Genomic DNA, 25,507 nt, shown 5'->3' with positions numbered 1-25,507 from the left:
TGATGTTTGAGCTGGCTGTCTTTATCGTTCATTGCTACGGGACTACTTAATTGCAATTTGTCAGAAAATTAATAGCAAATTTAGCTAAGTTTATTATTAACTATACGCCTAATACATGGGTTGAAGGTATTAAAAAACACCCTAAATTGGTTGCAGCATACAGTAATAATTTACATAAAAGCGGTTTGATGTATCAGCTACAAACTATAGAAGAGCAAAAAGCGTCTTACTTGGCTTATATGAAACATCAAAACGCTCAGCTAACAGCGCTAACAGAAATAGATATAAGTATTCGCGATGAAACTGTATTGCTTGTGTGTATTGAGCGATATGATAGTAATGAGCTACTTATAACTCTTGATTCTATTAAAAATCAGCATACTCCTTTTATTACCATTGTTTTTTGGTGTAGGGGCGATGACGAAAAAAACTTACTTAGTTTTTTATTACAGCATTGTAAATTTGATTTTATTATTACGTCTGATTTAAGTGAAGATGCTCGGTTAAGTGAATGTAAGAACAAAGCTAGTTTTATTATATACAGTGGCGATAAACTTGACTGCTATTTAACGTTTTCATTATCACACTATATAAATTCAAAGAGCGATTTAGCTTACTTTGATACTGATACACTTAATGATGAACACGAACGAGAGTACCCAGACTTTAAGCCTGATTGGAATCCTGATTTGCAATTAACTGCGGGTTATATTAACTCAGGATTATGGGTTAAAACGTTAGCTGACTTTACAGATGTATGCGGTTCTTTGAGTGCATTTAATGTGGTTAAATATTTGGCTTTTTGTTATTTAAATAATTTGCCTTTAACAATACAGCATATACCGCTTGTAATGCTTTCAAGGCCATCTAATTTTGTTAGCTTTGCTAATGCAAAAGCATTTTTGGAACCCTTATATAATAAAGTGGCTGAAATAGACAATAGCAATGACTTGCCGACTTTATCTTTACGGTGGCATTTAGACTATAAACCGCTTGTTTCTATAATTATTCCTACTTGTAATGCTAAAGAGCTAGTACGAGCATGTATTGATTCAATTTTAAATAAGTCAACATATACTAATTACGAAATATTATTAGTAGATAATAATTCGGACGATAGTGAATCCCTACGCTATTTTAATCAGCTAAGTGAGCACCCTAAGATCACGCTATTAACGTATAATAAGCCTTTTAATTATTCCGCTATAAATAACTTTGCTGCTAAGCAAGCCAAAGGAGAGGTGCTCGCTTTAGTTAATAATGATATTGAAGTAATTACACCCGATTGGCTTTTAAATATGGTTAGCCATGTAATGCGTGAAGATATAGGTTGTGTAGGTGCAAAGCTATTATATTCAGATAAACGGATACAACACGCAGGTGTAGTAATGGGCTATGGAGGTGGTGCTGGGCACGGACACAAATATTTTCCTGGTGATCACCACGGCTATATGAACAGACTTATTGCTACTCAAAATTATAGTGCTGTGACTGCAGCATGTTTGCTTATTAAACAAAATGATTTTTGGGCGGTTGAAGGTTTAAACGAAGAAAGCTTAGCGATTGCTTTTAATGATGTTGATTTATGCCTAAAAGTGCAGCAATTGGGACGACGTAACTTGTATTGTGCTGAAGCGGTTTTGTATCATCATGAATCGGTTTCAAGAGGCTATGAAGATACTCCTGAAAAAGTTCAACGCTTTGAAAATGAACTAAATTACTTAAAGTCAACATGGCAGGATACGATACTATCAGATCCTGCTTATAATCCAAACTTAACCCTTCGTAGGGAAAACTTTTCGATAAAACCCTTTGAATAAGTGTTGTTAGTTGCAAATAACTCACTAATAGTTTTTTTGAATCATAAATAAAAGTGCGATAAAATGACAGAATTGCTAAGTATATATGACTGTTATTTGGTTGTTTTAACTTTATAGAGATAATATGAATCCAACCTCGGCTGCAAACAGTCATTTTTATATGAATACACCACAAGCTTTACCTTTAAGCGTAGAGACTGTTTGTGGGATGTCTGTTTACAAAAACGATAAAATTAAGTGGGTAACGCAAGCTGTTGAAAGCGTTTTAAACCAAACTCTCCCACCAGACTTATTTGTTGTTGTAATTGATGGTGGTATAGCCGATGCCATTTCTTTGTATTTATCAGAAACAGAAAAAAAATACACTAATTTTATATTGGTACATGGTACTCAAAACCAAGGGTTGAGTGCATGTATGAATTATATCATTGAGATGACACTTCCTTTGGCTCCTAAATATTTTTTTAGAATGGATGCCGACGATATTTGCGTATTACACAGATTTGAAAAGCAGGTCACGTTACTTGATAAGCATAGTGAAATAGACGTGTTAGGTTCTGCATTATGGGAAGTCGATGAACAAGGTGTAAGAGCTGGAGTTCGTAGGCTACCACTCACTCACTCTAAACTGTTATCTTCCTTTTCTAGGCGTTGCCCTATAAACCATCCCACTGTTGCTATTAGGTACTCGGTCTTTAAACGAGGACACAGATATTTAGCAGATAAGCTAAACACACAAGATTACTTTTTATGGATTGCTTTAGCGAAAGATGGTTATAAATTTGCCAACGTTAAAGAGCCTTTGTTGCATTTTAGGCGCGTAGATGGTTTTTATAAAAGGCGTGGACGAGGTAAATCAATTAACGAATTTAAGGCTCGATTATTAGCTATGGAGGCTCTTTCGCAACGTTCATTACAAAACTACAGTTATGCGACTTTTGTATTGCTTTTAAGAATGATGCCGTCGTGGGGGATAAAGTTTGCCTATAAAGTAGATCGTTTCTTATTAAATTTAAAAAAGCATAATTAGCATATGATTGGTGCCGTTTTAGTCGTTTATAACCCTGATATTACGTTGACAGAACGTTTACTTACTCGGTTATACGGCCAAACAGATGAGGTGGTAATAGTTGATAATAGCCCTAAGCCAAATGATTTTAAAAAGGTTATTGAACACTACCATTATATACATTTCCCTGAGAACAAAGGGATTGCTGCAGCACACAACGCAGGCCTCATATTTTTACTTAAGGCTGGTTGTGAATATGCGCTTTTACTCGATCAAGACAGCTTAATCCCAAGTAATTTAGTTTTTGAATTGCATAGCTTATTTGAAGCTTCAAAAAAGGTACAACAAAACATTGTTGCAATAGGGCCACGTATTAAGTGTACCTTTTCAGATAAAAATGTTCGCCCTCGTATACAGCATGATGTGTTTGAATACGAAGATTTAGTGGGCGTTACACAAATAATAGCCTCAGGTATGATGATTGATTTGAGTGCATTGGATCATATTGGGCTTAAAGATGAGTCATTATTTATTGATGGTGTAGATCATGAATGGTGTTGGCGTGCTCGTGATATGGGGTTTGATATTGCTAAGGCCAAAAATGTAGAAATGGTCCACCGGTTAGGCGATTCACGTAGTAAGTTTGTAGGCGTAACTTATAAGGTAGGCGCACCTATTAGGCTTTATTATCAATTTAGAAACATTCTACTTTTGAGCCGCAGGCCTTATGTGCCAATGTACTGGAAACTCAGATGCTTATTTTTTATGCCTGTAAGGTTATTTTTAAATTCGGTTATGCAACAAAATAGGCGCAAGCGTTTGGTGTTTATGCTTAAAGGTATTGTCGATGGGGTACTAGGCCGAAAAGGGCCGTATAAATCGAATTGGAAGTAAGTGAGCGAAAGACTAAGCGTTTGGGTTAAGCCCATAAAAAATGAATAGATTGTTATCACCACAGAGAACACAGAGAAAAGAAGGAGAAGTAATAGTTACTTGTAGACTCACAGCTTGCTGGCGTTATAAATAACTTCTCAGTGTAGCGCGCAGCGCCTCTGTGCTCTCGGTGGTCAAATTGTTTTGGGTTAAGCCCATTCAAGAGATTAAGAAATTGTTATCACCACAGAGAACACGGAGAAGAGAAGGAGAAGATCTTTCTCAGTGCAGCGCGCAGCGCCTCTGTGCTCTCGGTGGTCAAATTGTTTTGGGTTAAGCCCATCAAGTGATTAAGAGATTATTATCACCACAGAGAATACGGAGAAGAGAAGGAGAAGATCTTTCTCAGTGCAGCGCGCAGCGCCTCTGTGCTCTCGGTGGTAGATTCTTTTGGTTAAGTGCACAAAGTGATTAAGAGATTATTATCACCACAGAGAATACGGAGAAGAGAAGGAGAAGATCTTTCTCAGTGCAGCGCGCAGCGCCTCTGTGCTCTCGGTGGTAGATTCTTTTGGTTAAGTGCACAAAGTGATTAAGAGATTATTATCACCACAGAGAATACGGAGAAGAGAAGGAGAAGATCTTTCTCAGTGCAGCGCGCAGCGCCTCTGTGCTCTCGGTGGTAGATTCTTTTGGTTAAGTGCACAAAGTGATTAAGAGATTATTATCACCACAGAGAACACGGAGAAGAGAAGGAGAAGATCTTTCTCAGTGCAGCGCGCAGCGCCTCTGTGCTCTCGGTGGTCAAATTGTTTTGGGTTAAGCCCATTCAAGAGATTAAGAAATTGTTATCACCACAGAGAGCACGGAGAAGAGAAGGAGAAGATCTTTTCAGTGTAGCGCGCAGCGCCTCTGTGCTCTCGGTGGTCAAATTGTTTTGGGTTAAGCCCATTCAAGAGATTAAGAAATTATTATCACCACAGAGAACACGGAGAAGAGAAGGAGAAGATCTTTTTCAGTGTAGCGCGCAGCGCCTCTGTGCTCTCGGTGGTAAAAATTTTTAGCCTAGATACACAAAGTGATGAAAAGGTTATCCCCACGGGGAAGAGAAATAGAGTTAATTATTACTTGTAGAGGGGCAACTTGCTGGTGTTTATTACATTTTGAAGCCATGAGCAGCTGGCCTTTTAACGTGAGCAAGCTCTTCGTCTACGCCAAAATTGGCCGATGCTTAATTGACCGCTAGGCGCCTTTGAATAAATACACACATTGCATGCCCTAGTAATTAAACATAGACTACCGGTGCATAAAATTTTTAAGTCGGTCATTAAAATTGACGCGAATGGATTTTGATAAATTAGGATATGAAAAAACATCATGAATGAAGAAAAGCTAACTCATCTAAAGGCACTCGAAGCCGAGTCGATTCATATTATGCGGGAGGTTGCAGCTGAGTTTGATAATCCAGTAATGCTTTACTCTGTAGGTAAAGATTCGTCGGTTTTATTACATTTAGCACGTAAAGCATTTTACCCCGGTAAAATTCCTTTTCCGCTTATGCATGTTGATACTAACTGGAAATTTAAAGAAATGATCCAGTTTAGAGATCAAATGGCCGAAAAGTATGACTTTGATCTAATTGTTCATAAAAACCCTGAAGGTATGGCAATGGGCATGAGCCCATTTGTACACGGCAGTGCTAAGCATACGGATGTTATGAAAACGCAAGGTCTTAAACAGGCGCTTGATATGAATAACTTTGATGCTGCGTTTGGTGGTGCTCGCCGCGATGAAGAAAAGTCGCGTGCTAAAGAACGTGTTTATTCTTTCCGAGATAAAAACCACCGCTGGGATCCTAAAAATCAACGCCCAGAATTGTGGAATGTTTATAACAGTAAAGTAGATAAAGGTGAGAGCATTCGTGTGTTCCCGCTTAGTAACTGGACCGAGCTAGATATTTGGCAGTACATTTACCTTGAAGGTATTGAAATTCCATCATTGTACTTTGCTAAAGAGCGCCCTGTAGTTGAGCGCGATGGCACGCTTATTATGGTTGATGATGAGCGTATGGAGCTTGAAGAGGGCGAACAAGTACAAAATAAAATGGTTCGTTTTAGAACGCTTGGTTGCTACCCGCTAACGGGTGCTGTTGAGTCTGTAGCACAAACCCTTCCTGAGATAATCCAAGAGATGCTGTTATGTACTACTTCTGAGCGTCAAGGGCGAGTAATTGATAATGACTCTGCAGGTTCTATGGAGAAGAAAAAGATGGAAGGCTACTTCTAAAGCGCTTAGGGCCTCTAGCTATGAGCTGCGAGCATAAATATGCAACTATTAGCTCTCAGTAAGTAGCCAAAAGTAATAAACAAGGATGCTTATGAGATACGAAAATTTAGAGGTTTGGCAGCGTAGTTTTCGCCTAAGTATAAAAATTTATAAAACATTTGAGCAGCTAAAAGACTTTGGCTTAAAAGATCAAATGTGTAGAGCCGGCGTTTCTGTTCCTAGCAATATTGCAGAAGGCTTTGAAAGAGAGTCCGATAGAGAAAAAGCTCGCTTTTTAGTTATAGCAAAGGGCTCTTTAGGCGAATTAAAAACGCAGTTAATGATTGCAACTGAACTAGCTTATATTTCAAAAGAAAATAGCTTATCGATTATTAGTGAATGTGAATTAATTGGGAAAATGCTAGGTAGTCTGATTAGAACAATTAAAAGTTGCTCGTAGCTCGTAGCTCGTAGCTCGTAGCTCGCAACATAAACAAATTTAAGCACGTAGCTCGACGCCAGCAGCTCGCAGCTCGTCACTTACAGCTTATAAAGGACTTAAAATGACCGAACAAACACAACCAAACTTACTTGCTACAGATATTGAAGCTTACTTAAAAGTACACGAAAACAAAGACATGCTACGTATTTTAACATGTGGTAGCGTGGATGATGGTAAATCTACATTAATTGGCCGTTTGCTTTATGATAGCAAAATGATTTTTGAAGATCAGATGGCTGCTATCGAAAAGGATTCAAAACGTTTTAATACCACAGATAACGATTTCGACTTATCTCTTTTAGTAGATGGCCTGCAATCTGAGCGCGAACAAGGTATTACTATTGATGTTGCGTACCGTTATTTTGCAACAGACCAACGTAAATTTATTATTGCCGACACGCCAGGGCATGAACAATACACACGTAATATGGCAACAGGTGCTTCTACCTGTGACTTGGCTATTATTTTAATTGATGCGCGCCATGGTGTGCAGGTGCAAACACGTCGCCATAGCTATATTTGCTCTTTATTAGGTATTAAAAACGTAGTTGTCGCTATTAATAAAATGGATGCGGTAGGTTACGAGCAGTCGGTTTATCAAAACATTAAAAAAGATTACCGCGAGTTTGCGCAGGATCTTTCGTTTGATGATGTACGTTTTGTACCAATTTCGGCGTTACGTGGAGATAATGTAGTAAACGAAAGCGAAGCTATGAGCTGGTACCCTGGCTCTACTTTAATGAAGTTACTGAATACTGTACAAGTAAACCATGCGAAAAACGATGAGTTTAGGCTACAGGTGCAATATGTTAATCGCCCAAATCTAGACTTTAGGGGCTTTAGCGGTACGATTGCTGCGGGTGATATTAGAGTTGGCGATACGGTTGCTTCACTCCCTTCAGGTAAAGAAAGTAAGGTTAAGTCAATCGTTACTTTTGATGGCGACCTTGAAAAAGCCTCTGCAGGTATGGCTATTACTTTAACGCTTGAAGATGAAATTGATATAAGCCGTGGTGATATGCTTGTACGCCCTCATCAAAAACCTCACTCAGCTGATAGCTTTGAAGCAGATGTAGTATGGATGACTGAAGAAGCTTTACACGTTGACCGTGAATACGAAATTAAAGTAGGAAGTAAATCGGTTTATGGTTACGCTGAGGCGATTAATTATAAAGTTGATGTAAATACTTTAGAGCAGCAAGAAGCATCACAATTAAATCTAAACGAAATTGGTAACTGTCAATTTGCATTAACAGCGCCCGTCCAATTTGATGCCTATGATGTAAATAAACATACTGGGGCATTTATTGTAATTGACCGCTTAACTAACGTTACTGTTGGCGCGGGTATGATACGCAGACCGTTGGATGCAAAAGGAAGTAAACCTAAAAGCGAGCACTCTGCATTTGAAGTTGAGTTTAATGCGCTTGTACGTAAGCACTTCCCGCATTGGGATGCAAAAGTAATTCGTTAGATTACTCAAGATATAGCGGGCTTTTTTAGCCCGCACTTTTATTTTTTAACTAAGGATGGCTACTTTACCCATGCCATTAGATGCATACCTAACGCTTTGTATTTTTGCTTTTACAATTTTAGGTTTAATTGTTTTGCAAACGCGCCCCGTTGCTGTTTTTGGTGCAACACTTATTGCTTTGATCGCTTGTGATTTAGTGACTAAAGAGCAGTTTTTAACGAGCATTGCTAACCCAGGTCTAGTAACATTAATTTTATTGGTACTGTGCTCGCTTGCACTCGAAAAAACCCGCCTTTTAAGAGTAATAGCGTCTAAAACGATTGTAGATAGTTATATCTCTACTTGGTTTAGGTTGTTTGGTATTACCACGTTTTTTTCTTCTATATTAAATAATACTGCGGTTGTGGCTACGTTACTTTCGCCAATTAGGAATAACCCCCATCATTTTGCTAGCAAATTGCTATTACCTTTATCGTATGCCTCTATTTTAGGAGGAACGCTTACGTTAATAGGTACGTCTACTAATTTAATCGTTAACTCAATGTATATTGAGGCGTCAGGTGAGTCGTTATCGTTTTTCTCGTTTACTGCTGTAGGTGCCATTTTAGTACTTTGCTGCGGTTTAACTATGTTTTTATGTACCCGCATGTTACCGAGTATTGAGCAAAATAACGTTACTTCTGAAGGGTATTTTATTGATGCTAAAGTATCTACTGGCTCAGAGTTAGTAGGACGTTCTGTTGAGGTTAATGGGCTTAGGCATTTAGAGTCATTATTTTTAGTTGAAATAGTACGCTCAGGCAGGCTTATCAGCCCAGTTTCTCCGTCGGAGGTAATACAGCCTTCAGACAGGCTTATTTTTTGTGGTGACATAACTAAGTTGCTGCAATTAGGGCAATTTTCAGGGTTAGAAATTTTTGCAGAAAAAAATGGTACCTTAAACAGCAACCTTACTGAGGTAGTGGTTAGGTCTGAAAGTATAATTGTAGGACGCACGCTTAAAACTACGGGCTTTAGGGCGTTGTTTGATGCTGCAGTAGTGGCAATAAGGCGAGATGGTGAACAGGTTTCGGGTAAGTTAGGTGATGTAGTTATTCGCTCTGGTGACTTTTTAGTATTAGCAGTGGGTGATGACTATAAATCTAGGACTAATATAAACAAAAACTTTTTAACATTATCCGGTGTAGAGCCAGAAAGTAGAATTAACGGTTGGCGCGCGTGGCTTTCTATTGGGGGCTTTGTAACCACAATAGCATTAGCGGCTGCTGGAGTGCTAGATTTATTAGAAGGGTTGGTGTTACTTATGGGTGGTCTTTTATTTACCCGAAGCTTAACAACCAATGAGCTGGTAAGGCGATTTCCCATTGATATTTGGCTTGTGGTTTCATCTGCACTTTTACTATCAAGTGCGTTGGTTAACTCTGGCGTGGTTGAATCCCTAGGTGGGGTTATAGGTCAATTCGATGACCCTAGGTATGTGTATACTGCGTTTATACTGGTTTATTTAGTTACTTGGTTAATGACGGAGTTCGTTACTAATAACGCCGCAGCTGCATTAATGTTTCCTATAGGCTACAGCGTTGCTTTGGGCTTTGGTGTTGATGTACTGCCTTTTGTAATGGCGGTTGCGTTTGCTGCAAGTGGAAGCTTTATAAGCCCGTATGGGTATCAAACTAATTTGATGGTATTTAATTCTGGTAACTATAGGTTAAACGACTTTTTGAAAATAGGCTTACCTATCAGCATAGTGTATGCGCTGGTTGTGCTGCTGTTCGTACCTGTTTTTTTTCCTTTTAGTGCAAATTAGGGTGTTGTAGGCAAGTAGCTTACTTGCACTATTAATAACTTCTTGATTAAGCGCGAAGCGCCTCTGTGCCCTCGGTGGTAGATTTATTTTTAAATAAACAACGAAAGTGATTTTATTACCACAGAGAACACTGAGAAGAAAAGGAGAAGAGCTAGTACCTTCTCGGTGAAGCGCGAAGCGCCTCGGTGTCCTCGGTGGTCAAATTGCTTTGGTTTTAATCAAAAGTAATTAAGCGATTATTATCACCACAGAGAACACGGAGAAGTGAAGGAGAAGATCTAGTACCCTCTCGGTGGTAGATTCGTTTTTAAATACACAAAGTAATTAAGTGATTATTATCACCACAGAGAACACGCAGAGGAGAAGTAAATAGTTACTTGTAGACGCGCAGCTTGCTGGCGTTTGTAACTCAGTGTAGCGTGCAGCGCCTCGGTGCTCTCAGTGGTAGATTTATTTTTAAATAAACAACGAAAGTGATTTTATTACCACAGAGAACACTGTGAAGAAAAGGAGAAGAGCTAGTACCTTCTCGGTGAAGCGCGCAGCGCCTCGGTGCTCTCGGTGGTAGATTCGTTTTTAAATACACAAAGTGATTAAGAGATTGTTATTACCACAGAGAACACGGAGAAGTGAAGGAGAAGATCTAATACCCTCTCGGTGAAGCGCGCAGCGCCTCTGTGCCCTCGGTGGTAAAATCGTTTTGAATTAATTTAAATGAGTACTGCAAAGGTTAAAATATATGCATGGCTTTTCGATAGTCTTTTTACTTCTACACGCAAACACTTTTTAGTAGTAATATATTAAATAGTATAGAACAAGGGTATTTCAATGAGCCAAGATGAAAATATAGTATGGCACGCTCAAACAGTGTCGAGAAAGCAGAAGCAACAGCACAAAGGTCATAAGCCTGTATTGCTCTGGTACACTGGCTTAAGTGGTTCAGGTAAATCTACAGTGGCAAATGCTGTTGAAGCAAAGCTATTTTCATTAGGCTGCCATACTTATTTGCTTGATGGCGATAATGTACGCATGGGCTTAAATAAGGGGCTTACATTTAGTGATGAAGACCGTGTTGAGAATATTCGCCGCATAAGTGAAGTTGCTAAATTATTTGTAGATGCGGGGCTTATTGTATCTACTGCGTTTATTTCGCCATTTAAAGCTGATCGTGATCAAGCTCGAAGTATAGTTAATGAAGGTGAATTTGTAGAGGTGTTCATAGATACACCGCTTGCTGTTTGCGAAAGCCGCGATCCAAAGGGCTTATATAAAAAAGCACGTGCAGGCGAAATACCGAACTTTACAGGGATCAGTTCAGCATTTGATGTGCCTGAAAACCCTGATATACATGTTAAAACGGCCGAACAAACCATTGAGCAGTGCGCTGGACAAATTGTAGATTATTTAATTAATAACAAGATTGTAAATGCTAATGGCTAAAAGTTACCAACTAAGGAAAGCGAGTGAGTGGCAATAGGCTGCGCTTTTTACGTGCCCTTTAGTTATATTGGCGTCTTTTTGTTTATGTATTTGAGAGTATTATGAAATACGACATTTTTAACGGTGATGCCGACGGCATTATTGCCTTATTACAGCTGCAATTAGCAAACCCAACAGATACCATTAAGGTAACAGGTGTTAAACGCGATATTCAATTAATGCAAAAAATCACTCCGCAAGAAGGGGACTGTATTAGGGTATTGGATATTTCGATGGAAAAAAATATGCCGGCTCTTCACGATGCTTTGTGTGTTGGGGCGCGTGTTATGTATGTAGATCACCATAAAGCTGGCGATATACCTAATCATACTAATTTATTTGCACACATAGATTTAGATGCGAATATGTGTACCAGTTTAATTGTCAGTGATTTAATAGATAAACAATTTCATTTATGGGCAATTACTGCAGCCTATGGTGATAACTTATTTGCCAAGGCTGATAGGGAGGCCGATAAGCTTGGATTAACTGAACTTCAAAAGTCACAGTTGAAAGCATTTGGTACTTACATAAATTATAACGGCTACGGAAGTGAAGTGGCTGATTTACACTTTGCACCAGAAGATTTATTCGAGCTGCTTGTGCAGTATAAGTCGCCTTTTGATGCAATTAACGATAAAAGCTCAGTTTATTATACTCTTGAGCAAGCTTATAAAGCGGATATGGAAAAAGCGGCTAATGCGCAAATACTTCATGATTGCGATACAGCTAAGGTAATTTTATTAGAAGATGAAGCTTGGGCTCGCCGAGTAAGCGGCGTTTTAGGTAATGATCTTGCTAATCGGTCACCTAATAAAGCGCATGCAGTACTTACGTTTAATAATAAGGGCAGCTATTTAGTAAGTGTTAGAGCGCCACTTAACAATAAGCAAGGTGCTGTTGATGTATGTAGTCAGTTTGCTACAGGTGGTGGCCGAGCTGCTGCTGCAGGTATTAATGAGTTACCCAAATTACAAGTGGCTAATTTTGTTGAGCAACTTGTAAGCTTTTATAATTAATATCTCAGTACTTAATAAAATGCTTAACTCTAAACTTTTTAACTCTACAGGATTAATATGAAAATTGCCGTGGTAGGTACAGGTTATGTAGGCCTTTCAAACGCTATGCTTTTGGCGCAACACAATGAAGTGGTTGCGCTTGATATTGACGAGAAAAAAATAGCACTTTTAAACAACAAGCAGTCGCCAATTGTTGACGCAGAAATTAGCGATTTTTTAACCCGTGATGACTTAAATTTTACAGCCACTACCGATAAAGTGGCTGCTTATAAAAATGCCGACTACGTTATTATAGCCACACCAACCGACTACGATGTTGAAACAAACTATTTCAATACCAGCTCGGTTGAAGCCGTAATAAAAGATACTATGGCGCATAACCCCAATGCGGTTATGGTGATTAAGTCGACTATTCCCGTAGGCTTTACAGCGGAAATTAAAAAGCAACTTAATGCTGAAAATTTAATATTTTCTCCTGAGTTTTTACGCGAAGGCAAAGCACTTTATGATAACTTGCACCCGTCACGTATTGTTGTAGGTGAACAAAGTGAACGCGCTACTATTTTTGCTAATTTGCTTAAGCAAGGTGCAATCAAGCAAGGTGTAGAAGTGCTATTTACTGACTCTACAGAGGCTGAAGCTATTAAGCTATTTTCTAATACTTACCTTGCTATGCGCGTTGCCTATTTTAATGAGCTTGATAGCTACGCAGAAGCGCATGGCTTAGATAGTAAGCAAATTATTGAAGGTGTAGGTTTAGACCCACGTATCGGAAAGCATTACAACAACCCATCGTTTGGCTATGGCGGCTACTGTTTACCAAAAGACACCAAACAGCTGCGTGCTAACTACCAAAATGTACCAAACAATATAATTGGCGCTATTGTAGATGCTAATACAACACGCAAAGATTTTGTTGCTGATTCAATTATTAAACGCAACCCTAAAATTGTTGGTGTTTACCGTTTAGTAATGAAAACAGGCTCTGATAACTTTAGAGCGTCTGCTATTCAAGGTATTATGAAACGTATTAAAGCTAAAGGTATTGAGGTTGTTGTATTTGAACCAGTGCTTGAAGAAAACGAATTTTACCACTCACGCGTAATAAAAGACTTAAACGAGTTTAAGCAAATATCAGATGTAGTCGTTTCAAACCGTATGGTTGACGAATTAAGCGACATTGCGGATAAAGTGTATACTCGTGATTTATTTGGTAGTGACTAATTAAATAATAGTTGTTAGATATTACTTTAAGAAGCCGCTGAATTTATGTTGATGCGGCTTTTTGCTCAATTTAGGAAAATATGAAGTATTTAGTTACCGGTGCTGCAGGTTTTATTGGTGCTGCAACGTGTCAAAAATTATTAGCAGCGGGCCACATCGTAGTAGGTATTGATAATTTAAACGAGTATTACGATGTAAATTTAAAATTAGCACGTTTGGCGCTGTTTGAAAGCCACGATAACTTTACGTTTATTAGGCTTGATATAAGCGCACGGGCTGCAATGAGTGAGCTATTTGCTGCACAGCAGTTTGATAAAGTAATACACTTAGCTGCGCAAGCAAGCGTACGTTACTCAATAGAGAGCCCGGATACATACGCTGATTCTAATTTAGTGGGGTACTTAAATGTACTGGAAGGGTGTAGGCATAACCATGTTAAGCACCTTATTTATGCATCATCTAGTTCTGTTTACGGGCTAAACGAAAAAACGCCATTTGAAGCTAGTGATAGTGTTGATCATCCTGTATCACTTTATGCCGCGACTAAAAAAGCAAATGAGTTAATGGCACATAGCTATTCGCATTTATATAAACTACCCACTACTGGGCTGCGCTTTTTTACCGTTTACGGCCCGTGGGGTCGCCCAGACATGGCGCCGTATATTTTTACAAAAAAAATACTCGCCGGTGATATTATTGATGTGAATAACAATGGTGATATGTGGCGTGACTTTACTTACATTGATGATATTGTAGAAGGTGTTGTACGCGCTGCCGATGTCATACCTCAAGCAAACCCAGATTGGCGTGTAGAGAGCGGTTCACCAGCGACTAGTTCTGCCCCTTATGCTATTTATAATATTGGCCACGGTAGCCCAATAAACCTAATGAAGTTTATTGAAGCAATTGAGACCGAGCTAGGTACTGAGGCAAATAAAAATTTTCGTGAAATGCAAGCAGGCGATGTTTATAAAACATATGCCCACACGCAAAACTTGTTTGATGTAACGGGTTATAAAGCCCAAGTGAGTGTTGAGCAAGGCGTTAGCGAACTAATTAAATGGTATAAAAATTTCTATAAATAAGCTTTATAGCGAAGTAAACACTGCTTTTTTTGAAAGCAATGTTTACTTAAAAATTGTTTAATTATCATTTTGATTGATCTGATAGCTTCTCTCCATTCAGCCCCCATATACATTTAACCTGCTAAGTTAAAAATAATTAATTTATAAATAAAGGATTACCCATGAAAGCTGTTATTCCTGTTGCTGGTCTTGGTACGCGTATGTTGCCTATGACCAAAGCAATTCCTAAAGAAATGTTACCAATTGTAGATAAACCACTTATTCAATACATAGTAAGTGAGTGTGTAGCTGCTGGTGTTAAAGATATTGTACTGGTAACACATAGCTCTAAAAACGCCATAGAAAACCACTTTGATACCAGTTACGAGCTTGAAGCAACGCTTGAAAAACGCGTTAAGCGTGCATTACTTGAAGAAATACGCTCTATTTGCCCTAATGATGTAACTATAATGAGTGTGCGCCAAGGTGAGGCAAAGGGCTTAGGCCATGCTATTTTGTGTGCAAAGCCAATTGTGGGTGACGACGATTTTATAGTATTACTGCCAGATGTAATACTTGATGCTTATACTGCCGATCAAAAAACTGAAAACCTCGCCGCAATGATCAAACGCTTTAACGAGACCAAAGCAAGTCAAATTATGCTTGAGCCAGTAGCACAGGCGGATGTGAGCAAATACGGTATTGCTGATATAAACGGCGTGCAATTAACACCAGGTAATAGCGCAGCAATTAAAACCATGGTTGAAAAACCAGAGGCAGATAAAGCCCCATCAAACCTTGCAGTAGTAGGACGTTACGTACTAAGCAAAAACATTTGGCCGCTACTTGCTAAAACACCTGTAGGCGCGGGTGGTGAAATACAGTTAACCGACTCTATTGATGCACTAATGACCCAAGAAACGGTTGAAGCATTCCATATGAGTGGGCGCTCGCATGATTGTGGTGACAAGCTAGGCTACTTAAAAGCAATTGTTGAATACGGTATGCGCGATGCTAAGTTAGGTGAAGGCTTTGGCCAATATTTAACAACGTTGGTAAATGATGAACCAGCTTCTCAATCTGAAAATGTTGTAAATTTATAGAGTTTTTAAGCTTATATTATTTAAAGCGCGGCTATATGCCGCGCTTTTTTTAAGTGTATATATTTTGCTTAACATTTTAAAAAATGATTAAGCGGTTGTTATCACCACAGAGAACACAGAGAAGAAAAGGAGAAGAGCTAATACCTTCTCGGTGAAGCGCGAAGCGCCTCGGTGTTCTCGGTGGTAGATTCGTTTTTAAATACACAAAGTGATTAAGTGATTATTATCACCACAGAGAACACGGAGAAGTGAAGGAGAAGAGCTAATACCTTCTCGGTGTAGCGCGAAGCGCCTCTGTGCCCTCGGTGGTAGATTTGTTTTGGGCTAAGCCCATTCAAGTGATTAAGAGATTGTTATTACCACAGAGAACACGCAGAGGAGAAGTAATTGTTACTTGTAGACGCACAGCTTGCTGGCGTTAGTAACTTTTCAGTGTAGCACGCAGCGGCTCTGCGCCCTTGGTGGTAAAATTGTTTAGGATTAAGCCCATTCAAGTGATTAAGAGATTGTTATCACCACAGAGAACACGGAGAAGGGAAGGAGAAGAGCTAATAACTGCTCGGTGTAGCGCGTAGCGCCTCCGTGCTCTCGGTGGTAGATTCGTTTTGGGCTAAGCCCATTCAAGTGATTAAGAGATTGTTATTGCCACAGAGAACACGGAGAAGGGAAGGATAAGAGCTAATAACTGCTCGGTGTAGCGCTTAGCGCCTCCGTGCTCTCGGTTGTCAAATTGCTTTAGGTTAAACACGCAAAGTGATTAAGCGGTTGTTATTACCACAGAGAACACAGAGAAGAAAAGGAGAAGAGCTAATACCTTCTCGGTGAAGCGCGAAGCGCCTCGGTGTTCTCGGTGGTAGATTTGTTTTTAAATACACAAAGTGATTAAGTGATTATTATCACCACAGAGAACACAGAGAACACAGAGAAGAAAAGGAGAAGAGCTAATACCTTCTCGGTGTAGCACGTAGCGCCTCTGTGCCCTCGGTGGTAGATTTGTTTTGGGCTAAGCCCATTCAAGTGATTAAGCGATTGTTATCACCACAGAGAACACGGAGAAGAGAAGGAGAAGATCTAATACATTCTCGGCTTAGCTAGTACAGCTTAGCGCAAAGCACCGCTGTATTCACGGTAATAATTAATATAAATAATGAGAAGCTTCGCATCACCCCTGAGCAAGCTCTACGCCATATACAAAGTAATGCGTTTATTGTAACCACAGTGTTTAATAATTTATTCTGGCTAACCGCTAACCGCTAACCGCTAACCGCTAACCGCTAACCGCTAACCGCTAACCGCTAACCGCTAACCGCTAACCGCTAACCGCTATTTCTCTTGCATAAAGTTGGTTTTTTGTTAACCTACCTACCTTCCTTTTTTAGCTTGTTGAGGTGTATATGGCGTTGTTATCTCGTTCGATATTGGCGTTGTGTTTAGCACTTTCAAGCTCTGCAGTTTTAGCTCAGTCGCAGTGCGATGTTGAGTTGAGTCATGGCTTAATAATTACCGACGACGTTATACGTATTCTTGATAAAGGCCAAACCCGCGTGCAAATTAATAATAATAACCAGCTTTTTATTCGTGGTTATTGGGTTGATTTAAGCACTGAAGAAAGCAAAGTACTTGAGCAATTTAGTAATGGTATTCGTCATACGGTGCCTGAGCTTGTTAACTTAGCCACTGATGGGGTTAACTTAGGTTTAAGCGCCATTGAGCATGTGGTTGAGGGGATGTCTGATAAAGAGCCGGAAGTACTAAAAACCCAGCTCCAGTACGTAGAGCGGGCGCTTATGGATAAATTTAAGCGCGGCGATGACTTCTTTTTTATTGCTCCACAATCTCTCTCGCAAATAGATGATTTTTTCACTAAAGAAATAAGCCAGCAAATACACTCTGCCGTACATGGCTCGTTAGGCGCTATTTTAATGTCACTTGGAGATGCGTTTAAATCACGCGAAGGTAATATTGAAGACCGCATTAACGACATGGGCCAACGTATGAATATTATCTCTAAAGAAATAGATAAATCACTACAAAAAAAGGCCCAGCAACTTGAGCTTAAAGCCTCTGAGTATTGCGAATGTTTAAACGCACTTGATGTGACCGAATCGCGCTTGCAAGCGATAGTCCCGGGCATGGCTGACTTTGATTTAGTGCAGATAAAATCGTAAGAAAAGTGGGGAGTTATAAGCTGTTAGTTATTAGCTTTTAGCTTTTAGCTTTTAGCTGTCAGCTGTCAGCTGTCAGCTGTCAGTTTTAGGCTTTAATTGCGTTTAGGGTTTCTATTTCTTGAAATACTTCTAAGCTAACAGTAAATAGCTAGGATTTAGCCCATGAACTTTGAAAACTTGGAAGTATGGAAACGATCTGCTCGCTTAAGTGCTGATATTTATAAAGCGACTAGCACTATAAAAGATTACGGATTTAGAGATCAATTAACGCGCTCTGGCTTGTCTGTTCCTAGTAATATAGCCGAGGGAATGACAAGAGACAGCAATAAAGAAAAAGTGAGGTTTTTAGATATCGCTCGCTCATCAATAGCTGAAGCAAGAACGCAAATTTATATTGGAATAGATATTTGTTATATAGATAAGTCCGTTGGTCGAAAGTGGCTTGATGAAACCGTAGCGCTTTCAAAAATGTTGACTAGTTTAATCGCAACATTAAAAATGACCGCTGACCGCTGACCGCTGACCGCTGACCGCTGACCGCTGACCGCTGACCGCTGACCGCTGACCGCTGACCGCTGACCGCTGACCGCTGACCGCTGACCGCTCTATAGTTTTACCTCTCCCTCTTTTAACTCCCTATACTCTCCACCTGCTAAGTTTTCGTCTAGTATAATATTCCCTATTTGCTCGCGGTGTAGTTCTACCACTTTGTTACCTACTGCGGCTAACATGCGTTTAACTTGATGGTATTTACCTTCGCTGATTGATAAACGTAAGCTGTAGGTGGCAAGTGCTTCTGCTTTAGCTGGGCGGGTGAGATCTTTTTCGTTGTGAAGTTGTACGCCGTTGCGTAGTTGTTCTAATGCGTCTTCGGTTATAGGCTCTTGGGTTTCTACTAAATAGGTTTTTAATTTGTTGTGCTTGGGCGAGGTTATACGATGCGACCAGTCGCCATCGTTGGTAATAAGCACTAAGCCAGTAGTATCTATATCAAGGCGACCTGCTACATGAAAGTCGGCCATATTTGGCTCATCAAGCAAATCAAATACCGTAGGGTGTAGCTCATCTACATTGGCACACACGTAGCCTACAGGTTTGTGCAGCATAAAGTAGCGCTTGCCTAAAAACACCATAGGCTCGCCAGCAAATGTTACTTCATCTTGCTGGGTTATTTGAAAATCGAACGCGGTAACAACTTCACCATTTACTTGCGCTTCTTGACGCTTAATTGCAGCGCGTGCTTTTGAGCGTGGCAGCTCTGCTAGGTGGCTAATAAATTTATCTAAGCGGCAAGGGAATTTCATTTTAGTTCACATTTTTAGTCGGCTACAATGGGCGCGATTATAGCCGATAGTGAAACCCCATGACAGTAAACTACCCACAAATTTTAAGGCTTTACCAAGCAAAAATAGATGCGGGTGAACTGTGCTTTAGAAGGTAACGTTGTAGTCGCGGCTTTATGCCGCGTATTGAGTATTAGCAGTTTTGCGTGAGCAAGCTTCACGCCTACGACATTGTGTTTTTAAGTAGGCGCCTTGCTTGCTGGCGCATTTGGTATTTATACCGCGTTAAAATAATAAACCCAGACGCGAGATAAACTCGCTGCTACTTATATGTTTTCTCATTTACTCCTCATTTTCTTCTCTTTGTGCAATAGGGGGTTTAGTTATTTATTCACAAAGAGATTAAGAGAGGCTGCGCTTTAGAGGGTAACGTTGTAGTCGCGGCTTTATGCCGCGTATTGAGTATTAGCAGTTTTGCGTGAGCAAGCTTCACACCTAAAATTAAAAAGTATGTTTAATTAACTTTTATAACCATTAGGGTTATTTGATTGCCAACGCCATGTGTCTTCCATCATGGCATCTATTCCACGCACCGCTTCCCAGCCTAGCTCATTAAGTGCTTTTTCTGGCGCTGCGTAACATGCAGCAATATCGCCAGGGCGACGAGGCGATACTTGATAAGGAACGTCTTGGCCGCTGGCTTTTATAAAGGCGTTAACCATTTGCAGTACAGAGTAACCATTGCCTGTGCCAAGATTATATACAAGTGCACCGGTATTGTTGGCAATTTTATCAAGCGCTTTTAAGTGCCCCATCGCTAAATCTACAACGTGAATATAGTCGCGTACACCAGTGCCATCAACGGTGTCGTAGTCATCACCAAATACAGCAAGCTGCTTTAATTTACCTACTGCAACTTGGGCAATAAATGGTAATAAGTTATTAGGAATACCATTTGGATCTTCGCCAATTAAGCCTGACTCATGTGCGCCCACTGGGTTAAAGTAACGCAAAATAGCAAATGCAAAACGCTCATCTGATTTAGCAATATCTTGCAGCATCATCTCAACCATCAGTTTTGATGTGCCGTACGGGTTAGTTGTGCCACCTACCGGGAAGTCTTCTTTAATTGGTAAGCTTGCAGGGTCGCCGTAAACTGTGGCTGATGAGCTAAATACTAATTTAAATACGCCTGCATCACGCATGGCATCTACAAGTGTTAGCGTACCTTGTACGTTTGTTTGATAGTACTCAACAGGTTTAGCTACCGACTCACCAACCGACTTTAAGCCAGCAAAATGAATAACGCTCTCTATGGTGTGCCTTGTAAAAATGGCATCTAAAAAAACTTTATCAAGAATGTCGCCTTGGTAAAACGTGGCTTCTTTGCCTGTGATTTGCTTTACGCGTGCAAGCGACTCTTTTGATGCGTTACTTAAGTTATCAACAACAACAACTTCGCTACCTTGCTGTAAAAGTTCTAAAACGGTGTGTGAGCCTATGTAGCCTGCGCCGCCTGTTACTAAAATTGCCATGAATGCTCCGTGGATACCTTTTTCAATTATCTTAATTTCATCATATATTCTTAGTATTTACATGCTTTATTTTAAAAGCGTATTAAAATAGGTTAATTAAGTAATGGTTAATAAACTAGTGTTAAACTTGTATGGTCTATTACTGGGCTAAGTCTAAATAATTAGTACTGCCCCTTTGGAGAATGCTATGAATTCAGTTAAAACAATCGCTATGGCAATGTGTATTACATTACCTGCATTTGCACACGCTGGAGAATCTGTAGTTAAGTGGCAAGATTTTAAAGACTACCGCGATGTGCGCGCTTCTAGCCAGGGTAAAGCGTCGTACCACAAACAAATTGCTACTCAGTTCGAAAAACATTTTTCTAAACTTGCTGAGCAATTGCCAAAAGGCTACAAGCTAAATTTAGAAATAACCGATATCGATTTAGCAGGGGACGTACGCTATGGCGGCATGGATGAAATACGCGTAGTAAAACCTATTTATTTTCCGCGCATTAAGCTCAATTACTCGCTAAGCGATAATAAAGGGAGTGTAGTGAGTGAAGAGGACGATGTAGAGCTTAAAGACATGGGCTTTATGGATAAAATTAAAATGGGTCGCGACGAGCCGCTTTTTTATGAAAAACGCTTAATAACCGAATGGTTTGGCGAGCAAATTTTAGCAAATTTAGATTAGGTAGTATTGCGTGAGTAGGCTTCACTGCTTAGATTGAAATCACAGAGGTGTTAAGTACCACCTGGTAGATGCGCAGCTTGCTGGCGTTTAAAAGCAGTGGTTATTATTATATTTTAAAACCATGAGAAGCTTCGCTTCTAACGTGAGCAAGCTCTACGTCTACAACCCAAACAAGCTCCGAGGTTAAATTTATTGTAGGCGCATTGCTTGCTAGTGGATTTGGAATTTATGCTGCGTATATTTATTAATGCAAAATATCCGACGCGAGGTTAACTCGCTGCTACTAGCTTTGCACTCCACTTTTTCAAAAAATTAAAGAATTAATCCACAAAAAGATTAAGAGACGCTGCGCTTTAGAGGAAAAGAAAAGCTTAAAGTAAGTATTTGTCTTGTTTTCTCATTTATTCCTCTTTCACTTCTCTTTGTGCAAAATATTAAGTTATTTATTCACTGAAAGGTTAAGAGGCGGGTCGCTTTAGAGGCGGAAAATTATGTTTATATTTTGCGTGAGCAAGCTTCATGCCTACTAATAAAAAGCACCGTGTTAATTGCAAACGCGGTGCTTAATATTTATTCTTGCTTACCGCTATTACTTAAACGTAGCGAGCAGGGTAAGTAACTGTTGTAGCTTAATAACCGTTGTTTTAAGCTTTTCTTCATCAAAACCATCTGTGCTTAAGCTTTCTACATCGGCTGCTACATCAAGTACGTATGGCTTAAAGCGTTTAGCTTCAAAACTAAATCCGGCATCAGCTGGGAACAAGGCTTTAAATTTACCGTGGCCTTGTTGCTGTAGCTCATCTAGTTTTTTGTCGGCATCAAGTGCTTGGCGATAAACAATTTTTAAGTTAGCGTTGAGTTGTTCAATTATAGAATCCATGGTTTTCCTAAAGCTTTGTACTGCATTGCCGATATAGTACTTGGATTACATTTAAATGTCAGGTTGATTAAGGCTTATAACGATGAATATATCAGGTGGAAATCTACCCGCTATGTCTAGCTCTGGCCAAGGTGGTGAAGTATATACCGCTGCTTTGTCTAAAAAGCAGCAATTAGCAGATGGCGCAGCAGCACTTGCACTAATTGAAGGTGCTGCCCAGCCAACAAGTGCGCAATCACCGGCTCAGTCGGTCACTGCAACACTGGGTAACAATGTGAATATATACGTTTAAACTAACTTAAGGTCGATAGGTGTTTTGCTTTTTTGACCGCCTATTTCTCTTACTAATTTAGGCACTAAAAATCCAGGCAGAGCTTTTAATAGTTCTGCCATTATTTTTATTGCCTGTGGCTCTTCTATATCAAAGTGGCTTGCGCCTTCAACCTTATCTAGCAAATATAAATAGTATGGCAGTACGTCGGCATCAAATAACGCCTCACTTAAATTTATTTGTGCCTCAACGGTGTCGTTCACCTCTTTTAAAATAACTGCCTGGTTTAATAACGTTACGCCTGCTTGCTTTAGCTTTTGCATGGCGGCTTTAAACTCGTCGTCTATTTCGTTGGCATGATTTATATGGTTAATAAATATAATTTTTAGCGGTGATTGCTTTAGCCTCGCGCACAGCTCATCGGTAATTCGCGCAGGTATTACAACGGGTAAACGGCTGTGTATTCGCATGCGTTTAATTTGAGGTAATTGCTCAAGCTCATCTAAAAACCAGCTAATGGCATCGTCTTTGGCCATAAGTGGGTCGCCACCACTTAAAATCACTTCGTTTATGTTGGCATCTGATTTTATATAGCTCAGCGCATCAAGCAGGCTTTTTTTATTAAGCTGGTTTTCTTGATACGGGAAGTGGCGTCTAAAGCAGTAACGGCAATTTACTGCACAGCCAGTTTTAAACATAATTAAAACACGGGATTTATACTTATGTAAAAGCCCAGGCTGTTCGTTGTCTTGCTCTAGTAAAGGGTCTTTATTAAAACCTGTTTTGGTTAAAAACTCTTGATGGCGTGGCATAACTTGTAGCAATAAGGGGTCGTTTGCATCGCCCTTGCGTATTTTTTTTATAAAAGGGACTGGCACGCGTACCGGAAATAAACTGCGGGCTTTTAGGTCGTTTTCATGGGCTTGGCTCGATAAACCGACCATTTCAAGCAAGGTTTTTGGGCAGGTAACTACATTTGCTAATTCTTTTTGCCAGTTTTTATGCAAATTTGCTTCATTTCTTTGTATCATTGGCACGTAGATTACTCGAAAAAAATTAAATAGAGGAAACGATGGCGAATTATAGCACCAACGAGTTCAAGGGCGGCCTAAAAATTATGATGGACGGCGAACCTTGCAGTATTTTAGAAAATGAAATGGTAAAACCTGGTAAAGGCCAAGCGTTTAACCGTGTTCGTATCCGCAAACTTATCTCTGGTAAGGTGCTTGAAAAAACCTTTAAATCGGGTGAATCAGTTGAAGGCGCCGATGTAATGGATACCGACTTAGCGTACCTATACACAGACGGTGAGTTTTGGCATTTCATGAACAACGAAACATTTGAACAAATTGCCGCTGACGAAAAAGCACTTGGCGATGCCGTTAAATGGTTAGTTGAAAACGATGTATGTACTATTACATTATGGAACGGTAGCCCAATCGCGGTTACTCCACCTAACTTTGTTGAGCTTGAGATCACTGAAACTGATCCTGGTCTTAAAGGCGATACAGCGGGCACAGGCGGTAAACCTGCAACGCTTAGCACTGGTGCAGTAGTACGCGTTCCATTATTCGTACAAATTGGTGAAGTAATTAAAGTAGACACCCGTAGCGGTGAATACGTAGGCCGTGTTAAGTAAGCTTGAGTACGGTTTATAAAATCCCGGCTTAAGCTGGGATTTTTTTTGGAGAAAATATGTCAGCAACACCTTGGGCACCTAGTGCAAGCATAAACACCCTTAAGCAGCGTGCAGCCATACTGAGAATAATTCGTGAGTTTTTTTATACGCGTAATGTAATGGAAGTAGAAACACCGAGCTTAAGCAGTGCCAGTGTAACCGATGTGCATTTAGCAAGTTTTAATACACAGTTTGTAGGCCCAGGCCACGCGGGTGGCTTGCCACTTTATTTACAAACATCGCCTGAATTTGCAATGAAGCGTTTGCTAGCAGCAGGCTCTGGGCCCATATTTCAGCTTTGTAAGGCATTTAGAAACGAAGAAGCGGGGCGCCATCATAACCCCGAATTTACTATGCTTGAGTGGTATCGCCCTGGGTTTGATGAGTTTGCATTAATGGATGAAATGGATGAGCTAATGCAGCTCATTTTAAATGTAGAGCCTGCAGAGCGACTGACTTACCAACAAGCATTTGAGCAAGTGTTAGCGCTTGACCCATTAACAGCTACGCTTAGACAATTGCAAACACTTGCCTGCGATCACGGCTTTGCCGATATAGCCGAAAACGAGACCAATAAAGATACCTTGCTGCAGCTGTTATTTTGTATGAAAGTAGAGCCAACTATTGGGCAAACTAAACCGTGTTTTGTGTATCACTTTCCGGCATCGCAAGCGGCATTGGCACAAATTTGTGAGCACGATAACCGCGTAGCAGGGCGCTTTGAGCTTTATTATAAAAATATGGAATTAGCGAACGGCTTTAATGAGCTAACTAATGCTAAAGAGCAGGCAAAGCGCTTTGATGAAGATAACGCCTATCGCGCTGCCAATGGGCTAAACCACGTGCCTATGGATACCCGCTTAATCGCCGCACTTGAGCACGGCTTACCGCAATGCGCAGGCGTTGCTATGGGTATAGACAGGTTAGTTATGCTAGCCACCGCTAAAGATACAATAAAAGAAGTCATCGCGTTTGATGTAGATAGGGCGTGATGCTTTACCTGTAGGCGTGGTTATCCACCCAAAAAATTTAAAGCATTAATTCACAAAGAGGTTAGGAGGCGCTGCGCTATAGAGGGTCATGTTGTATTCGTATGCCGCATATTGAGTATTTGCAGTTTTGCGTGAGCAAGCTTCACGCCTACGACATTGTGTTTTTAATGTAGGCGCATTTGGTATTTATACCGCGTTAAAACAATAAACCCAGACGCGAGGTAAACTCGCTGCTACTTGTATGTTTTCTCATTTACTCCTCTTTTTATTCTCTTTGTGCAATAGGGGTTAAGTTATTTCTTCACAAAGAGGTTAGGAGGCGCTGCGCTTTAGAGGGTCATGTTGTAGTCGCGGCTTTATGCCGCGTATTTTGTATTAAATG

At 40.1% G+C, this 25,507-nt stretch carries 22 protein-coding genes; 18 read left to right on the top strand and 4 right to left on the bottom strand.

Annotated features, from left to right (window positions below; translation table 11 throughout):
- Window positions 1-188 precede the first annotated feature (188 nt).
- The 14 genes from OIZ54_RS07915 (at window position 189) to OIZ54_RS07850 (ending at window position 18,323) form a co-directional block, all read left to right on the top strand.
- Window positions 189-1,820 (top strand): glycosyltransferase family 2 protein, encoded by a 1,632-nt coding sequence (locus OIZ54_RS07915; protein WP_264390114.1) that lies wholly within the window; start codon window positions 189-191, stop codon window positions 1,818-1,820.
- Window positions 1,821-1,980: 160 nt separating this feature from the next.
- Window positions 1,981-2,850, top strand: coding sequence for a glycosyltransferase (locus OIZ54_RS07910; protein ID WP_264390113.1), 870 nt, complete (start codon window positions 1,981-1,983; stop codon window positions 2,848-2,850).
- 3 nt (window positions 2,851-2,853) lie between these two features.
- On the top strand, window positions 2,854-3,723 hold the full coding sequence (locus tag OIZ54_RS07905) for a glycosyltransferase family 2 protein (protein WP_264390112.1): 870 nt from the start codon (window positions 2,854-2,856) through the stop codon (window positions 3,721-3,723).
- A gap of 1,356 nt (window positions 3,724-5,079) precedes the next feature.
- Complete coding sequence (gene cysD / locus OIZ54_RS07900; RefSeq protein ID WP_121636967.1) at window positions 5,080-5,988, top strand: sulfate adenylyltransferase subunit CysD; 909 nt, start codon at window positions 5,080-5,082, stop codon at window positions 5,986-5,988.
- Between the two features lie 91 nt (window positions 5,989-6,079).
- Window positions 6,080-6,427: a four helix bundle protein gene (locus OIZ54_RS07895; protein WP_096739064.1), complete on the top strand. Its 348-nt coding sequence runs from the start codon at window positions 6,080-6,082 to the stop codon at window positions 6,425-6,427.
- Window positions 6,428-6,530: 103 nt separating this feature from the next.
- Window positions 6,531-7,943: a sulfate adenylyltransferase subunit CysN gene (cysN, locus tag OIZ54_RS07890; protein ID WP_264390111.1), complete on the top strand. Its 1,413-nt coding sequence runs from the start codon at window positions 6,531-6,533 to the stop codon at window positions 7,941-7,943.
- A gap of 70 nt (window positions 7,944-8,013) precedes the next feature.
- Window positions 8,014-9,750, top strand: coding sequence for an SLC13 family permease (locus tag OIZ54_RS07885; protein WP_264390110.1), 1,737 nt, complete (start codon window positions 8,014-8,016; stop codon window positions 9,748-9,750).
- An 828-nt stretch (window positions 9,751-10,578) separates the two neighbouring features.
- Window positions 10,579-11,190 (top strand): adenylyl-sulfate kinase, encoded by a 612-nt coding sequence (cysC, locus tag OIZ54_RS07880; RefSeq protein ID WP_264390109.1) that lies wholly within the window; start codon window positions 10,579-10,581, stop codon window positions 11,188-11,190.
- A gap of 101 nt (window positions 11,191-11,291) precedes the next feature.
- Entirely contained in the window at window positions 11,292-12,248 is a 957-nt protein-coding gene (locus OIZ54_RS07875; RefSeq protein ID WP_264390108.1) for a DHHA1 domain-containing protein, read from the top strand.
- Between the two features lie 57 nt (window positions 12,249-12,305).
- A complete protein-coding gene (locus OIZ54_RS07870) occupies window positions 12,306-13,472 on the top strand; it encodes a nucleotide sugar dehydrogenase (protein ID WP_264390107.1) in 1,167 nt (388 codons plus the stop codon).
- 80 nt (window positions 13,473-13,552) lie between these two features.
- On the top strand, window positions 13,553-14,557 hold the full coding sequence (locus OIZ54_RS07865) for an NAD-dependent epimerase (protein WP_264390106.1): 1,005 nt from the start codon (window positions 13,553-13,555) through the stop codon (window positions 14,555-14,557).
- 161 nt (window positions 14,558-14,718) lie between these two features.
- Window positions 14,719-15,639 carry a UTP--glucose-1-phosphate uridylyltransferase GalU gene (gene galU / locus OIZ54_RS07860; protein WP_264390105.1) on the top strand — a complete coding sequence of 307 codons (921 nt, stop codon included), beginning with the start codon at window positions 14,719-14,721 and terminating at the stop codon, window positions 15,637-15,639.
- 1,394 nt (window positions 15,640-17,033) lie between these two features.
- A complete protein-coding gene (locus OIZ54_RS07855) occupies window positions 17,034-17,807 on the top strand; it encodes a YggN family protein (protein ID WP_055018931.1) in 774 nt (257 codons plus the stop codon).
- 162 nt (window positions 17,808-17,969) lie between these two features.
- Complete coding sequence (locus OIZ54_RS07850; RefSeq protein ID WP_024032429.1) at window positions 17,970-18,323, top strand: four helix bundle protein; 354 nt, start codon at window positions 17,970-17,972, stop codon at window positions 18,321-18,323.
- A gap of 89 nt (window positions 18,324-18,412) precedes the next feature.
- Here OIZ54_RS07850 and rsuA read toward each other — a convergent pair whose 3' ends face one another.
- Both rsuA and galE read right to left on the bottom strand, forming a co-directional pair.
- Window positions 18,413-19,111, bottom strand: a complete 699-nt coding sequence (gene rsuA, locus OIZ54_RS07845) for a 16S rRNA pseudouridine(516) synthase RsuA (protein ID WP_264390104.1) — start codon at window positions 19,109-19,111, stop codon at window positions 18,413-18,415.
- A gap of 497 nt (window positions 19,112-19,608) precedes the next feature.
- Window positions 19,609-20,625 (bottom strand): UDP-glucose 4-epimerase GalE, encoded by a 1,017-nt coding sequence (gene galE, locus OIZ54_RS07840; protein ID WP_064386952.1) that lies wholly within the window; start codon window positions 20,623-20,625, stop codon window positions 19,609-19,611.
- A gap of 187 nt (window positions 20,626-20,812) precedes the next feature.
- Here galE and OIZ54_RS07835 point away from each other — a divergent pair, with 187 nt between their 5' ends.
- Window positions 20,813-21,304, top strand: coding sequence for a DUF3016 domain-containing protein (locus OIZ54_RS07835; RefSeq protein WP_248444166.1), 492 nt, complete (start codon window positions 20,813-20,815; stop codon window positions 21,302-21,304).
- A gap of 589 nt (window positions 21,305-21,893) precedes the next feature.
- Here OIZ54_RS07835 and OIZ54_RS07830 read toward each other — a convergent pair.
- Window positions 21,894-22,184, bottom strand: a complete 291-nt coding sequence (locus tag OIZ54_RS07830) for a hypothetical protein (RefSeq protein ID WP_004587953.1) — start codon at window positions 22,182-22,184, stop codon at window positions 21,894-21,896.
- A gap of 82 nt (window positions 22,185-22,266) precedes the next feature.
- On the opposite strand from OIZ54_RS07830, the gene OIZ54_RS07825 reads away from it, so the two are divergent.
- Window positions 22,267-22,476 (top strand): hypothetical protein, encoded by a 210-nt coding sequence (locus OIZ54_RS07825; protein WP_024031488.1) that lies wholly within the window; start codon window positions 22,267-22,269, stop codon window positions 22,474-22,476.
- On the opposite strand, the gene epmB is transcribed toward OIZ54_RS07825, so the two are convergent.
- The gene (gene epmB, locus OIZ54_RS07820; protein ID WP_029773264.1) at window positions 22,473-23,486 is read right to left on the bottom strand and encodes an EF-P beta-lysylation protein EpmB; all 1,014 of its coding nucleotides are present in this window, start codon (window positions 23,484-23,486) and stop codon (window positions 22,473-22,475) included. The genes OIZ54_RS07825 and epmB overlap by 4 nt on opposite strands.
- Before the next feature lie 41 nt (window positions 23,487-23,527).
- Here epmB and efp point away from each other — a divergent pair, with 41 nt between their 5' ends.
- Complete coding sequence (gene efp / locus OIZ54_RS07815; RefSeq protein WP_004587956.1) at window positions 23,528-24,094, top strand: elongation factor P; 567 nt, start codon at window positions 23,528-23,530, stop codon at window positions 24,092-24,094.
- 56 nt (window positions 24,095-24,150) lie between these two features.
- Complete coding sequence (gene epmA / locus OIZ54_RS07810; RefSeq protein WP_096041146.1) at window positions 24,151-25,125, top strand: elongation factor P--(R)-beta-lysine ligase; 975 nt, start codon at window positions 24,151-24,153, stop codon at window positions 25,123-25,125.
- The last annotated feature ends 382 nt before the right edge of the window (window positions 25,126-25,507 follow it).

The sequence above is a fragment of the Pseudoalteromonas sp. A3 genome, assembly GCF_025942345.1.
Classification (GTDB): Bacteria; Pseudomonadota; Gammaproteobacteria; order Enterobacterales; family Alteromonadaceae; genus Pseudoalteromonas; species Pseudoalteromonas atlantica.
Note: the sequence above shows the minus strand (reverse complement) of the source record. Positions and strands in the feature narration are given on the sequence as shown.

Excerpts from the sequence above, each read along its gene's own strand:
- OIZ54_RS07855 (WP_055018931.1), top strand. The coding sequence starts at position 17,034 with ATGGCGTTGTTATCTCGTTCGATATTGGCGTTGTGTTTAGCACTTTCA.
- OIZ54_RS07825 (WP_024031488.1), top strand. The coding sequence starts at position 22,267 with ATGAATATATCAGGTGGAAATCTACCCGCTATGTCTAGCTCTGGCCAA.
- OIZ54_RS07830 (WP_004587953.1), bottom strand. The coding sequence starts at position 22,184 with ATGGATTCTATAATTGAACAACTCAACGCTAACTTAAAAATTGTTTAT.
- cysD (WP_121636967.1), top strand. The coding sequence starts at position 5,080 with ATGAATGAAGAAAAGCTAACTCATCTAAAGGCACTCGAAGCCGAGTCG.
- rsuA (WP_264390104.1), bottom strand. The coding sequence starts at position 19,111 with ATGAAATTCCCTTGCCGCTTAGATAAATTTATTAGCCACCTAGCAGAG.
- cysC (WP_264390109.1), top strand. The coding sequence starts at position 10,579 with ATGAGCCAAGATGAAAATATAGTATGGCACGCTCAAACAGTGTCGAGA.
- OIZ54_RS07835 (WP_248444166.1), top strand. The coding sequence starts at position 20,813 with ATGAATTCAGTTAAAACAATCGCTATGGCAATGTGTATTACATTACCT.
- OIZ54_RS07915 (WP_264390114.1), top strand. The coding sequence starts at position 189 with ATGTATCAGCTACAAACTATAGAAGAGCAAAAAGCGTCTTACTTGGCT.
- epmA (WP_096041146.1), top strand. The coding sequence starts at position 24,151 with ATGTCAGCAACACCTTGGGCACCTAGTGCAAGCATAAACACCCTTAAG.
- galE (WP_064386952.1), bottom strand. The coding sequence starts at position 20,625 with ATGGCAATTTTAGTAACAGGCGGCGCAGGCTACATAGGCTCACACACC.
- efp (WP_004587956.1), top strand. The coding sequence starts at position 23,528 with ATGGCGAATTATAGCACCAACGAGTTCAAGGGCGGCCTAAAAATTATG.
- epmB (WP_029773264.1), bottom strand. The coding sequence starts at position 23,486 with ATGATACAAAGAAATGAAGCAAATTTGCATAAAAACTGGCAAAAAGAA.
- galU (WP_264390105.1), top strand. The coding sequence starts at position 14,719 with ATGAAAGCTGTTATTCCTGTTGCTGGTCTTGGTACGCGTATGTTGCCT.
- OIZ54_RS07910 (WP_264390113.1), top strand. The coding sequence starts at position 1,981 with ATGAATACACCACAAGCTTTACCTTTAAGCGTAGAGACTGTTTGTGGG.
- OIZ54_RS07895 (WP_096739064.1), top strand. The coding sequence starts at position 6,080 with ATGAGATACGAAAATTTAGAGGTTTGGCAGCGTAGTTTTCGCCTAAGT.
- OIZ54_RS07850 (WP_024032429.1), top strand. The coding sequence starts at position 17,970 with ATGAACTTTGAAAACTTGGAAGTATGGAAACGATCTGCTCGCTTAAGT.
- cysN (WP_264390111.1), top strand. The coding sequence starts at position 6,531 with ATGACCGAACAAACACAACCAAACTTACTTGCTACAGATATTGAAGCT.
- OIZ54_RS07870 (WP_264390107.1), top strand. The coding sequence starts at position 12,306 with ATGAAAATTGCCGTGGTAGGTACAGGTTATGTAGGCCTTTCAAACGCT.
- OIZ54_RS07885 (WP_264390110.1), top strand. The coding sequence starts at position 8,014 with ATGCCATTAGATGCATACCTAACGCTTTGTATTTTTGCTTTTACAATT.
- OIZ54_RS07865 (WP_264390106.1), top strand. The coding sequence starts at position 13,553 with ATGAAGTATTTAGTTACCGGTGCTGCAGGTTTTATTGGTGCTGCAACG.
- OIZ54_RS07875 (WP_264390108.1), top strand. The coding sequence starts at position 11,292 with ATGAAATACGACATTTTTAACGGTGATGCCGACGGCATTATTGCCTTA.
- OIZ54_RS07905 (WP_264390112.1), top strand. The coding sequence starts at position 2,854 with ATGATTGGTGCCGTTTTAGTCGTTTATAACCCTGATATTACGTTGACA.